The following is a 13,336-nucleotide window of genomic DNA, read 5'->3' on the forward strand; positions in this document are numbered from 1 at the left end:
GCTGTTGCAGGAACGTTTGCAAGACTTACCTTGGGAGCACATCGACGAATGGTTGTCGCGCTTCGTATTTTACTATCCGTTGCTGATGGCCTACGTCTGGATGCTGGGCGGCATCCTGTATTACTGGCGTTGGGAACGCAAGCGCGGTAGCGTTTGGTCGGACGTTCCGGATTTGGCCGAATACCCGCCGGTGTCGATTCTGATCCCTTGTTATAACGAGGGCGAGAATGTCCGCGAGACCATCGAATACTTACTGCACCAGAAATACCCGAATTTCGAAATTATCGCGATTAACGACGGCAGCAAGGACAATACCTTGGAAATTCTGCACGAGTTGGCCGATCAACATTCCAAGCTTCGCGTCGTGAATCTGGCCAGTAACCAAGGCAAGGCGGTGGGTTTGCGGACGGCGGCCTTGTTGGCCAACAGCGAAATCCTGATCGGCATCGACGGCGATGCGCTATTGGCGCCCAATGCGACCGCCTGGATCGTCAGGCATTTTTGGAAGATCCGAACGTCGGCGCGGTGACCGGCAATCCCCGCATCCGTAATCGCTCGACACTGCTGGGCAAGATTCAGGTCGGCGAATTTTCGGCAATCGTCGGCATGATTAAGCGCGCGCAGCGCTCTTACGGACATATCTTTACGATTTCCGGCGTGATAGCGGGCTTTCGCAAGTCCGCGTTGCACGATGTCGGCTATTGGAGTCCGGACATGGTGACCGAGGACATCGACATCAGTTGGAAGTTGCAACTGGCCGGCTGGATGATACGCTTCGAGCCGAATGCCTTATGCTGGGTGCTGATGCCGGAGACCTTGAAGGGCTTGTGGAAACAGCGTAGCCGCTGGGCGCAAGGCGGCGTCGAGGTGATGCTGCGCTATTTTCGCTCGCTGTTTAACTGGCGCAGCCGCGGTATGTGGCCTTTATACCTGGAATGCTGCATTAGTCTGAGCTGGGCGTTTTTGGTTGTGGGAATGTTGGCTTGGGTGCCTTGGCAATGGGTTTCCGCCCAGCAGCCGGCCGAGGCTCTGGAGGACCTGTCGCCGCATTGGACCAGCATGCTGTTGTGCGTGACCTGCCTGATCCAATTTGGGGTGAGTCTGGCGATCGATGCGCGCTATGAGCGCCAGAACGGCCAGTCCGCGCAGCATTACTACTGGATGATTTGGTATCCGATCGTGTATTGGTTGATCAATGTCGGCACGACCATCAGCGGCTGCATCAGCGCATTGCGTAAGAAGCGCGGCCAACGAGCGGTCTGGGTCACCTTGGACAGAGGTTTGCGGAGCAAATGAAGGATATCATCATCAATCAGCCGCACCTGCAAAGCGTGCGGCAGAAGCTTGGTTCGGCGCTGCTGGCGCTCGCGAGTTGGCTGTTGTGGCTATATTTCTTAACACCCTTGTTCACGCTTGGGGCCTGGCTGATGGGTTTGAAGAGTCTGTCCGACGAAATCCGCTGGTTCGGCGGCTACAAAACCCTGTTGGAGCTGATGCAGCTCTATGCCGAAATTATATTGGTCATCGCGCTGCTTTGGTTGGTGTGGACGGTCTATCTGGCTTGGCTACGTGCGCATCGTCCGCCGCATCGGCCGCCGCCGGTGACTGACTTGCAGTTGGCCACCGCCTTCAAAGTCGACGTCGAGCTGTTGAGCAAAGCGCGTACGGGTAATAAGTTGACCGTGCATTTCGACGACCACGCCGTCATTACCCGGATCAACAACGGTCCTTGAATCGACCAGCCGGCGCGGGTGGCTTTTGTCCGGACAGGGCTTGATGCTACACTGTAAAGACCCGTTTTTAAGGATCAATGACCATGCAGCTTGCAATCTCGGCGCTAGGCAACAAGGCTAGCGGCTTCATCGTGGAAATTTTATCGGCATTGAGTGCCTGTCAGTGCACGGTGATCGAGTTGCGTACCGCTAATCTGACCCAACTGAGTTCCGCCTATTTATTGATATCCGGCAACTGGAATCATATCGCCAAATTGGAAGGCATGCTGGATGCCGTCAAGCTGCGTTTCAACCTGCAAATCAGTTATCTGAGGCCCGAGGACGGCAAATTGGATATTGAGGGCGTGCCTTATACGCTGGAAACCATTTCAGTGGATAAGGACGATGTGTTGTTCGCGGTCAGTGCGTTTTTGATGGAGCGGGGCATCACGATCGAGGAAGTCAGTGCCAGCCGCCATCAAGCGCCATTCTTCAACAATCCGGTTCTGTCCAGCCGTTTCGTTCTGCTGGTTCCGCCGGACGTGCGGATTCTGTCGTTGCGGGAAGAGTTTTTGGATTTCTGCGACACCTTGAATATCGATGCGATTTTGGAACCTATCAAAAGGTAACGTGATGACTCTTTCTATTGGCGCCCCTGTTCCTGATTTTGAAATTGCCGCCACCGGCGATAAAACCATTCGTCTCGGCGACTACCGGGGTAGGAAACTGGTTTTGTATTTCTACCCCAAAGACAATACGCCGGGCTGCACTCAGGAAGGTATTGCGTTTCGCGATAATATAGACCGCTTCTCTCAATTGAATGCGGTGATCTTCGGGATTTCCCGCGACAGCGTTAAAGTACACGAAGGCTTTAAAGCCAAGCAACAATTTCCGTTCGATCTGCTGGCCGACCAGGACGAGGCGCTTTGTCGTTTGTTCGATGTGATCAAGACCAAGAACATGTACGGCAAACAAGTATTAGGCATCGAGCGTAGTACCTTCGTCATCGACGAAAACGGGGTATTGCTGAAGGAATGGCGTAAGGTTCAGGTTAAAATTCATATCCCGGAAGTCTTAGCCTATTTGGAAAGTCTGGCCTGATTCCCCGGTCGAGCCGGCCCTCCCTAGGTGTTTAAGGAATCGCTAGGGAAGTCCCCGTTGGGTTAATTCGCGCGATTGCCGCCCAAAAAGCAATCTGCCGCCGCTTAGTTGGAACGCCCGATACCCGATAGGTTTTCCGGCCTGATTTCAACTTCTTACGAGCGCTAGGCCGCGCCCGCTCTAGCGTTCGTTCCATTGCCCGTCCTAGCTCGCGGCCCGCTTAAGATTGTTTAATCGGGTGGTTTTGGCGATAATGCCGTGACATATTAATCATTTGGACACCAAACATGAACGAAATGCTGACCTCCGGAATTGAAGTCATGTTGATTGGCATGGGCATGGTTTACGCATTTTTGGCCATGCTGATCGTCGCGATCAGCTTAATGTCGGCGTTTATCCAACGCTATTTTCCGGAACTGCCGGCTCAGTATCCGGATGCTCCGGTCGCTCAAAGCGGTGACAAAGCCGTGGTTGCCGCCATCGCGGCGGCGGTACATCAATACCGCAAGAAACATCGAAAAGCATAAGCCTTGCCCAAAAGGCATCGATATACGACCCAAAAAAGTCATTAGGAGATAGAGAGTGGAAAAGGTTATCAAGCCCCTGGGAATCACCGAGGTGGTGTTGCGAGACGCCCATCAGTCGATTCTGGCAACTCGGTTGCGTATCGAGGATATGCTGCCGATCTGCGCGCAGTTGGATCAAATCGGCTACTGGTCGCTCGAGTCTTGGGGCGGCGCCACTTTCGACGCTTGCGTGCGCTATTTGGGTGAAGATCCTTGGGAGCGTTTGCGCTTGCTCAAAAAAGCCATGCCCAACACGCCGCAACAGATGTTGTTTCGCGGCCAGAATATTTTGGGTTACCGGCACTATGCCGACGATGTGGTCGATAAATTTGTCGAGCGTTGCGTCGTAAACGGTATCGATGTGTTCCGGATATTCGACGCGATGAACGACATGCGCAATATCGAACGTGCCGTCAAAGCTGTTTTAAATACCGACGCTCACGCCCAAGGCACGATTTCGTACACCACCAGCCCGGTACATACCATTAAAAAGTGGGTCGAACTCGGCAAACAGATCGAGGACATGGGGGCCCATTCCATCTGTATCAAGGACATGGCCGGTCTGTTGACGCCTTATGACGCCTACGAATTGGTCAGCAAGCTGAAACGAGCGGTGGCCGTTCCTATCCATATGCAATGCCATGCCACCACCGGCCTGAGTGTCGGGACCTATATCAAGGCGATAGAGGCCGGCGTCGATAACGTCGATACCGCGATCTCGTCGCTGAGCATGACTTACGGCCACAGTCCCACTGAAACCGTCGTGGCGATGATGGCCGGTCAAAAGCGCGACACCGGCCTGGATTTGGTCAAGCTGGAACGTATCGCCGATTATTTCAGGGAAGTCCGTAAAAAATACGCGCAATTCGAAGGCAGTTTGAAAGGCGTGGACGGCCGCATCCTGATTTCGCAGGTACCCGGTGGCATGCTGACCAATATGGAAAGTCAATTGAAGGAGCAGGGGGCTTCCGATCGTTTCGACGAGGTACTGCTCGAGATTCCCAAGGTTCGCAAGGATCTCGGTTACATCCCCTTGGTAACGCCAACCTCGCAAATTGTCGGTACTCAGGCCGTGTTGAACGTGTTGTCCGGCGAACGTTACAAAACCATCAGCAAGGAAACCGCCGGGGTATTGAAAGGCGAGTACGGTGCGACGCCCGCGCCTGTCGATAAGGCATTACAGGCCAGAGTGTTGAATGGCGGTGAGCCGATCACGTGCCGGCCGGCCGATTTGTTGGAGCCGGAAATGGATAAGTTGATCGCCGAGGTTAAAGCCAAGGCGGCGGCCGATAACGTCAAATTGGCCGAGAATGTCGAGGAAGATGCGTTGATCGACGGTTTGTTTGCTCAAGTCGGTTGGAAGTTCATTCAAAACCGAGGCAACCCTGCCGCGTTCGAACCTGCTCCCGGCGCCGAGCCCGCGGCTGTCGTTGCCGCAGCGCCGGCACCGGTTTGCTCGGAAGGCCTGGCCGAGAGTTACACCGTCAACGTGGACGGCAAGAATTTCCACGTGGTGGTCGCTCCGGGCGGCGGCGCGGCCGAGATCGTTGTACAGCCGATTGCCAGCAAATTGGTCATCGACGAAAGCGGCCCGATGTTGGCGGCTACCGCGCCCATCGTCAGCGGCAAGGGCGTGGTCGAGTCGCCGCTGGCCGGCGTGGTATTGCGAGTTAATGTCAACGTCGGTTCGCATTTGTCGGAAGGCGACGTGGTGTTGATCATGGAAGCCATGAAAATGGAAACCGAGATTCGCGCCAAGGTGGCCGGCATCGTTAGCGCCGTCAACGTCAGGCAGGGCGACTCGGTGGCGGTCGGCGACATCCTGGTCACGTTGTAAATATTCGTCAGGCCTTTATCGAACCAATCAAGAGCTCCATGGAAAATATCAGACTATTGTGGGAAAACACCGGCATCTATAACGCGACCGGATCGCAGGTCGCTATGATGGCGGTCGGATTTCTATTGCTGTATTTGGCCATTAAAAAAGGGTTTGAACCCCTGTTGTTGCTGCCTATCGGTTTCGGCGCGGTACTGAGCAATATTCCAGCCGCCGGCATGATAGACGAGGGCGGTATCTTGTACTACATGTATTACGGCATTAAAGCCGGCGTGTTTCCGTTGTTGATCTTCATGGGCGTCGGTGCGATGACCGATTTCGGCCCGATGTTGGCCAATCCGAAAACCTTGTTTTTGGGGGCCGCCGCCCAGTTCGGCATCTTCGCCACATTGTTCGGCGCGTTGGCTTTGAATGCGGTCCCAGGCATGCAATTCAGCTTGCGGGAAGCCGCCGCGATCGCGATTATCGGCGGCGCCGACGGTCCGACCGCGATTTACGTAGCGTCTAAATTGGCGCCGGAATTACTCGGTGCCATCGCGGTCGCCGCCTATTCCTACATGGCGCTGGTGCCGTTGATTCAACCGCCGATCATGCGTGCGCTGACCAGTGAAGCCGAACGCCGGATCGAAATGCAGCAATTGCGTAACGTCGGCAAGACCGAAAAAATTGTGTTCCCTTTGATGTTGCTGGTGTTAACCGCCTTCTTGCTGCCGTCGGCCGCGCCGCTGGTCGGAATGTTTTGTCTCGGTAACCTGATGAATGCCTCGGGTGTCGTCGATCGCTTGAGCAAGACCGCCCAGAACGAATTGATTAATATCGTCACGATCTTTTTAGGCTTGTCGGTCGGATCCAAACTCAGCGCCGAAGCCTTTTTGAAAGTCCAGACCTTGGGCATCCTGGGTTTGGGGGCGATCGCGTTCGCGATCGGTACCGCTAGCGGCGTCATCATGGCCAAGATCATGAACCGCTTCAGTAGTACCCCGATCAACCCGTTGATCGGCGCCGCCGGCGTCTCGGCGGTACCCATGGCGGCCAGGGTCGCCAACAAAATCGGTCTGGAAAGCAACCCACATAACTTCTTGCTGATGCACGCAATGGGGCCGAACGTGGCCGGGGTTATCGGCTCGGCGGTTGCGGCCGGCGTCTTGTTGAGTTTGGTGCGTTGATAGTCTGACCAATTTTATGACAGCCGAAGCCGAAGCCGAGGCTCGAAAGCCGAGTGTTCTTTGGCTAACCTCAAGCTACCCGCGCTACCAAAACGATAGTGCATCGGTTTTTCTACGCTACTTGGCCGAAGCGCTTGCCAAACAAAATTTCGATATTCGGGTGTTAGCACCCGATCATCCGGATCAATGTTCATACGACTCCGCCGTTTCCCTCCAGCATTTTCGTTACAGTTTCAATCGACGTAAACAGGCGCTGGCGTACGGTTCTGGCATATTGCCAAATCTGCGAGTTAGACCGACGCTGATTTTTCAGGTGCCTGGGTTCGTCGCGGCGATGTTTTTCCGCGCCGCCAGAGAAATCGTCCGTGATAAACCCACGTTGCTTCATGCCCACTGGATTTTTCCGCAAGGCACACTGGCTGTGGTGTTAGGCAAACTGTTTAAGATCCCGGTGTTAGTCACCGCGCATGGCGCGGATGCGTTCGGATTAACTGGGCCTGGGCTGGCGGCGATAAAGCGCTGGACCGTCCAGCAGGCATCGGCTTGGACTAGCAATACCCAGGCGACGGCCGGAGCAGTGGCTTGCAAGCATTGCGGTGCGGTTATTTTACCGATGGGCATACCCTTCGACTGCTTCGCGGCGGTTTCTAAACCGATAGTGACCGATAAAAGTCATCCCGAAAAATACGTGGTGTTGTTCATCGGTCGCTTAGTCGAAAAGAAGGGCGTGACCGATTTAATCATGGCGTGCGCCCGGCTGCCAAATGAGTTACACGAGCGAGTCGAGCTAAGGATTATTGGTGATGGCGAGGAACGGCAAGCGCTCGAAATGCAAGCCCTACGCTTGGGTATCTCGCACCATGTGACATTTCTCGGACGAATCGCGAACCACGAGTTACCGGACCACTACGCAAATGCCGATATATTTGTTGCCCCGTCGATAGTCGATTCGAGCGGCGATACCGAAGGGCAGGGCGTTATATTGCTGGAAGCCATGGCGGCTGGGGTACCTGTGGTCAGCACCAGAACCGGCGGTATCGGTGAAGTGATCGAACACGCCGTGAACGGTATTTTGGTTGAGCCTAATTGTCCGGAACAATTGGCCGAAGCCCTGACGACCTTGATTCAAGATCGGCAATATCGTCAACGATTGAGTGACGCGGGGAAAATCACCGCGAGTAAATACGATTGGAAAGCGGTTTCCGAGACGTTTGCGACCGTTTACCAGAAACTCATTCCCGATTGTAAGTATGGATGCGGTTAGCTAGCTCTCTCCAAGAAAACTTGAGCGATTTTCAAACTATTAGCGACCACTTGATGCATGTCGTAATAAATATATTGGCCGCAACGGCCGATAAAGGTCATATGCTTCAGTTGTTCCGCTTTAGCTTTATAGCGCTTATATAACTGTTGCGGCTCGCCGGATACCGTCTTAACCGGATAATAGCGCTCGAAACGATTGTCCTCGTCGCGGCACGGCATTTCCTTGGTCAGCAACACCTGTTCGGCGCCTAAATTACAACCAGGATATAAACGCCAGTCGGTTTGCCGGGTATAACATCCGTCATCGGTAAAATTTATGGTGGGTGTCGGTTGATGATGTTTCGCTACCAATTGATGCTCAAACTTGATGGACCGATAAGGCAAGCGCCCGAAACATTCATCGAAATAAACATCGATCGGCATCGAATTGAATACGTGGAAATACTCGTGTTCCATAGCTTTATCGAATTCGCAATTTAAAACAATGGAAATCGCCGGGTGGTCCAATAGCTTTTTGAACAGGCCGATATAACCATCCGCCGGCATAGCCTGAATACTATCGTTAAAGTAATCTGCGTTGTCGTCATAGCGTATCGGCAAACGTTTCAACACTTCGGCCGGTAATTCCGTTAAATCCAAATCCCACATCTTACGCGTGTAACGGCCGAAAAATAACTCGGTTAAATCCGGGCCGAATACGTTTTCCGCTACTTGTCGCGCGTTACTTGGGTTTTCATAGGGAATCCGCAACGAGTTTAAAAACGCTCTGACCGCGCCTTCATTCGCGAAATTTTGCGAATAAACACGGTTAATGGTGGTTCGATTAATCGGCAAAGGCACATAACCTACGTCATCGACCCAGGCTTGAACCTGATGTCGATAAGGTAGCCACTCGGTAAATCGCGACAGATAATCGAAAATCCGCTGGTCGTTGGTATGAAAAATATGCGGACCGTATTGGTGAACGCGTAAATTCAAATCCGGATTAATCGGGTCATGCGCATTGCCGGCAATATGGTCGCGTAGGTCGATCACTTTCACGTTAAACCGCCCGCTATCGGCCAACTGCCGTGCGATCACAGCGCCGGCAAACCCGGCGCCAACGATGAGAATATCCGCTATCATGAGTTAATCCATTCGATAAGGCGACGAGCTTGGTCTGCCCAACTCGGAATCGGCAGGCGAACTGTATAGCCGGAGTTCAATAAATAACTAGCCTTGTTGCAGAAGTCGGCCAGATCATCCTGTGTATATAAACATTCCGGGTGATCGCGAAAAACTTGTCCCACCGCGCCGACATTCGTGGCTAAAACCGGCGTTTCGGTGGCGAGAATTTCGTAGGTTTTCTGCGGAAAGGCGTATCGGCCGAACTCGCCATCGCGCAGACAAATCATTGCCAAGTCAAGCGCGCTATAAAAGCCGTTAATTTGACGATGCGGCAATAGACCCAAATAATGAACTCGCGGATGATTGGGGATAGGGCAGCTAGGGTCAGTTGGTCCGGCCAACACTAAATGAACCGAACTGTCGTTATCGGCTAATTGCAAAAAGCCGGCGTAGAGCAAATCGACACCGCGATTTCTGTCCAGCGAACCGGCCAAGCCAATTAGTTTTGCATGAGTAGGCAAATGAAGTTGTTGTCTGCATAAAGCTTTATCCTGTGGAAAAAAATCATTGCCAGTGATCGTGCTTTCCAACGTGATGATGTTGCGATGCTGGTAACGTTGCCGAATATAATCGGCAAGAGGTTCGCTGACACAACTAATGCCCTTGGCATTTCTTATCGCCAGACGATATAAAGGCAAAAGTCCCGGTAATTTTGCTAGCCCGAAACTCTCATAATTATCGTAAAGGTCGAGATAATAGGGGATATTAAATAACTTAGCGAACAGAGCGGTTATAATGGTATGAAGACAGTCGGAACTACCCAATAAAATATCCGGCTTAAATTGCTTGATAAGCAAAAATGTGTTTGCAAAATAATTCAGCAGGCCGGAGATAATTAACCTGCCGGCATCGAAGCCATGCCACTCTAAAGAACTCGAATTATTGTTTATGTGTATAAAATGACCGGAAGTGCAACGATGGTAGCCAAGACAAATTCCTGGATATGATGCCCAATTAATGCTAATTGTTTTGGCAGTTCGTAAAGCCTAGCATAACGGTCGTCAATGACGTCCTTTTGCATATAGTGGCGCTTGCATAAGAAAACAATTCTCATTTAAATTGAGAGATATATTTTCCAGCAAAAAAATACAGCGATAAATAATAAATGCTGTGTTTTTAATTTTGCTGTTTTTAATGACGCGTGATCCGTTTTCTGTTAATAGAATAGCAAAGCTAGAAAATAGCATAAATATATTTAACTGATTGCCAACTGCGATAGAAGGCTTAATAATCGATTTTAATAATGCTAACGAAAACTTAGTGGCGGACAAATTGGTGTCTATGACATAATGTATTGTATTATCGCCAAATGCTGAATAGCTTAGTTGACCATAATTATGATCATAAATTACCAAATAATTGTTATCGGGAATTATATCTGGTTTAAAGTGTGTGGCCGTGGTTGGGATGTTAGCCTGGGAAGGCCATTTTCCTCGAATATCATTTTTAAAATCAGTAATGGCTGATTCAACAGAATAAGAATAATCGACAATCCCCATGTAGTGGTAAAATTCCTGCAGTTCTTCGTAAATTGCTAAAAGCTTGGCTACGGCACTTTTAGATTTTGAGTATTTGTTGAAAAAATATAGCTTGTTCCTGACTCTGTAGTAAACACGCCATACATTGGATGGCTTGTAACCATTGAAATGATGCCAAACAACAGAATTTGTATTGCAAAATATTTTCTTGCCAAAAGTCTTTATTCGAGTTGACCATTCGATATCATCCCAGAAGATAAACATATCTGGATCTATTTTGCCAAAAGCAATAATATCACTCATTCTAACGAGCATCGAGCAAGCTGCACAGTAATCAACTTCTAAAACGTTTTTATCCGGTCGCTTTGAAATTTTGGATTTACCATGGCTAATTAACCTAACTTTAGAATTATTCCAATCAATATCGCCACCGCATTCTTGTATAATATCGGTGCCAGCTATTAATATTTGAGATCCGCAGATACTTGTTTCAAGGCTGCTCTCCAAAGTATTAACCAAATGAAGCAAGGCGTCGCTTTCAACGACCACATCGTTATCTAGCAGCCAACAATACTCATATCCGTTATCTTGCGCGTATTGTAAACCTATATTGAAACCGCCAGCTCCGCCAGTATTTTCCGGATTGTTGATAACAATAGTATTTGGAAAGTATTCGGCTATAGCTTCAAAAGTATGATCGCTTGAGAAATTATCAACCACGATTACATCGTAATTTGGATAATTAAGATGTTGTAATGAATTGAGCAGTTCTAAAACGAATGCTTTCTTATTCCAGGTTACGATGACAATTGCAACTTTAGAGGTCTGCATAATCGTTATTTAGAACTTTTTGATAAATTTTTAAATGTGCCGCCAAGAATAGTTCCTTCGTGTAGCGTTCTTGTACTTTTTGCAGACCGGCAGTACGCCATGCAGCTAATAGTTTCAGATTATTAACGGCATAATTTAAGCCATCGACTAAACCTTGTACATCGCCGGTTTTCGCTAACCAACCTGTTTTGTTGTGTTCGATAATTTCCGGAACGCCGCCAGTTGCAAATGCAATAGCCGGTGTGCCGCAAGCCATGGTTTCAATAGCAACACAACCGAATGAATCAGCAAGTGTTGGGAAAAGAAATACGTCTGCTGCTGCATAATATTGGGCTAAAAGCTGGTCGTTGTATATATAGCCTGTGCTATAGAAAGTCAATCCTTGAAAAAACTCCAGTTGATTTTTATCGGATTTTCCTATCGCTAAAATAAACGGCGGTGGATTCATTTGCTTTAATGCTTCAATAGCTAAATTCGAGCCTTTTCTAGCTTCTGATAAGTTGGTTGCAGTTAATAAAACAATAAACCGATCCTGGGGCAGACCAAGAATGGTTTTAACCATTCCTCTATCCAATGGTTTATAGATATTTGTATCTACATAGTTAGGAATTACAACCGGGGTAATCTTGAAATCGACGGCCTTCATTGCCTCGGTGGCCAGCCATCTCGACGGAAATATAGGCACAATCGGCCGTTGTTGCAATAATCGCCGTTTATACTGTTGCATATAGCCAGTAAAATCAATTGACGTACCCAAAGGTAATAAATCTAATTGTGGGCAATTATTGCAATGATCGTAGTGAGCTTTGCAATCCATGGGATATATACAACCACCTGTAAATGGTGAGCAATCATGGAATGTCCATATAATAGGTTTGCGTTTTACAAGCCAAGAAAGCGCCAAAGGGGAAAATGTAAATGAAATATCATGAAAATGATAAAGATCATAGTCAACCGTTTTACGCTGTAAATGAATCCAAAGCTCTGGGGTGATAAAGTCCGGAAGTCCAATAGTCCTGGATGCAATTGAGAAAGCACCTTGTATCAGTGAAAGCCATTGCCCGCCGTGTAGTTTAAACGTGTACCAATCGGAATTAATACCTGGGCGACCAACCCAATGATGTACTTCAAATTTATGATCGTTATTTAGCAATTGAACTAAGCCGCCGGCTATTCGGCTAGCGCCTCCGCCTGTGGCGTCCGATTTACTGATAACAGCAATATTTTTCATAATATAAATATTACAATAGTCAGGGGAGTTAGAGTTTGCTAAAGTAAGAATTAATATAGTGGCCCCAGAATTTAATGATATTACCGAGTATAATATGATTCTTAAGGCGATCAATTAAGGATTGAAGGTAAATTTGTCTATGTAGGATATGAATGAAATTGTCGTATTTATTGGTTGCGTTTAATATAAAATTATTGTAAATCCATGATGCGAGTTCTTGGTTGGACTTTTCGTTGTCAAAAACGGTTTTTGAGTTATTATGAACTCGATAGTTGGATAGCACTTTATTTTCAATAATTGGCGCGGTACGTTTCGTCATTTTCCACCATAAATCAACATCCATAATATAACTAAGAGAAATATCAAGATGTCCTACTAACTCCAGCATTTTCCTGTTCCAGAACGTAGATTGCTGCGGGAACCAATTTCCAGTCCAACATAGAAAAGTTTCTTGCGTAACATCATTCGGCGGATTGCGAAAACCCACACGATTACTTGACTCATCGATAATGTTGGCTACGCCTATTAACCAGTTGGCATCGTTCAAATTAAATTTATCGGCAACGTAAAATAATGTATCGTTTGCAAGCGTGTCGTCGGAATTAATCCACGCAATAATGTCGCCGTTACAGGCGTCCAATCCTTTGTTGATAGCGTGGCTTTGGCCTACATCCTTCTCACTAACCCAGTAGTGTATCCAATTTTCGTATTTTTTTATTATTTCGATTGAATTATCAGTGCTGCCACCATCAATGACAATATATTCCAAATTTGGGTAGTTTTGTAATAGAATGGAGCGTATTGTTTCTTCAATAAACCTTCCTTGATTTAACGACGGTGTAATAATACTTATTTTTGGCCAAGGACTGTCTTTTGAGCGAACATCAAGAATAAGTTTAGATTCATGTGTCCATGGCCAACCCTTCTTGTTTTCATTAGGAAGTGGAAGTTCTTTCAGTAGCGCCTTCATCGATATTGATATGT

12 protein-coding genes and 1 pseudogene are annotated in these 13,336 nt (G+C 48.7%); 8 read left to right on the top strand and 5 right to left on the bottom strand.

Features of this window, described 5'->3' with window-relative positions; genetic code table 11:
• Positions 1-100 precede the first annotated feature (100 nt).
• The 8 genes and pseudogenes from pgaC to ACP4CD_RS04375 all read left to right on the top strand — a co-directional run bounded on the left by pgaC (position 101) and on the right by ACP4CD_RS04375 (position 7,646).
• Positions 101-1,296: pseudogene (pgaC, locus tag ACP4CD_RS04340) on the top strand (poly-beta-1,6-N-acetyl-D-glucosamine synthase).
• Complete coding sequence (gene pgaD / locus ACP4CD_RS04345; RefSeq protein WP_426993713.1) at positions 1,293-1,733, top strand: poly-beta-1,6-N-acetyl-D-glucosamine biosynthesis protein PgaD; 441 nt, start codon at positions 1,293-1,295, stop codon at positions 1,731-1,733. Before pgaC ends, pgaD begins: the two are co-directional and overlap by 4 nt.
• A gap of 83 nt (positions 1,734-1,816) precedes the next feature.
• Complete coding sequence (locus tag ACP4CD_RS04350) at positions 1,817-2,341, top strand: glycine cleavage system protein R (protein WP_071157051.1); 525 nt, start codon at positions 1,817-1,819, stop codon at positions 2,339-2,341.
• Position 2,342: 1 nt separating this feature from the next.
• Entirely contained in the window at positions 2,343-2,813 is a 471-nt protein-coding gene (locus tag ACP4CD_RS04355) for a peroxiredoxin (protein ID WP_231883686.1), read from the top strand.
• A gap of 287 nt (positions 2,814-3,100) precedes the next feature.
• The gene (locus ACP4CD_RS04360) at positions 3,101-3,340 is read left to right on the top strand and encodes an OadG family protein (RefSeq protein WP_064029716.1); all 240 of its coding nucleotides are present in this window, start codon (positions 3,101-3,103) and stop codon (positions 3,338-3,340) included.
• Between the two features lie 55 nt (positions 3,341-3,395).
• Complete coding sequence (gene oadA, locus ACP4CD_RS04365; RefSeq protein WP_071156661.1) at positions 3,396-5,216, top strand: sodium-extruding oxaloacetate decarboxylase subunit alpha; 1,821 nt, start codon at positions 3,396-3,398, stop codon at positions 5,214-5,216.
• Positions 5,217-5,254: 38 nt separating this feature from the next.
• Entirely contained in the window at positions 5,255-6,382 is a 1,128-nt protein-coding gene (locus tag ACP4CD_RS04370) for a sodium ion-translocating decarboxylase subunit beta (protein WP_071156663.1), read from the top strand.
• 16 nt (positions 6,383-6,398) lie between these two features.
• Entirely contained in the window at positions 6,399-7,646 is a 1,248-nt protein-coding gene (locus ACP4CD_RS04375; RefSeq protein ID WP_426993714.1) for a glycosyltransferase, read from the top strand.
• Here the strand turns inward: ACP4CD_RS04375 and ACP4CD_RS04380 are convergent.
• The 5 genes from ACP4CD_RS04380 to ACP4CD_RS04400 form a co-directional block, all read right to left on the bottom strand.
• Positions 7,643-8,770 (bottom strand): UDP-galactopyranose mutase, encoded by a 1,128-nt coding sequence (locus ACP4CD_RS04380; protein ID WP_426993715.1) that lies wholly within the window; start codon positions 8,768-8,770, stop codon positions 7,643-7,645. The genes ACP4CD_RS04375 and ACP4CD_RS04380 overlap by 4 nt on opposite strands.
• Positions 8,767-9,609, bottom strand: coding sequence for a glycosyltransferase (locus tag ACP4CD_RS04385; RefSeq protein ID WP_426993716.1), 843 nt, complete (start codon positions 9,607-9,609; stop codon positions 8,767-8,769). The genes ACP4CD_RS04380 and ACP4CD_RS04385 overlap by 4 nt, the downstream gene beginning before the upstream one ends.
• A gap of 204 nt (positions 9,610-9,813) precedes the next feature.
• Positions 9,814-11,121, bottom strand: coding sequence for a glycosyltransferase family 2 protein (locus ACP4CD_RS04390; protein ID WP_426993717.1), 1,308 nt, complete (start codon positions 11,119-11,121; stop codon positions 9,814-9,816).
• On the bottom strand, positions 11,108-12,352 hold the full coding sequence (locus ACP4CD_RS04395) for a glycosyltransferase (protein ID WP_426993718.1): 1,245 nt from the start codon (positions 12,350-12,352) through the stop codon (positions 11,108-11,110). Before ACP4CD_RS04395 ends, ACP4CD_RS04390 begins: the two co-directional genes overlap by 14 nt.
• A gap of 28 nt (positions 12,353-12,380) precedes the next feature.
• A complete protein-coding gene (locus ACP4CD_RS04400; protein WP_426993719.1) occupies positions 12,381-13,322 on the bottom strand; it encodes a glycosyltransferase family 2 protein in 942 nt (313 codons plus the stop codon).
• Between the last annotated feature and the right edge of the window lie 14 nt (positions 13,323-13,336).

The sequence above is a fragment of the Methylomonas stagni genome, from assembly GCF_050154735.1.
GTDB classification, from domain to species: Bacteria; Pseudomonadota; Gammaproteobacteria; order Methylococcales; family Methylomonadaceae; genus Methylomonas; species Methylomonas koyamae_A.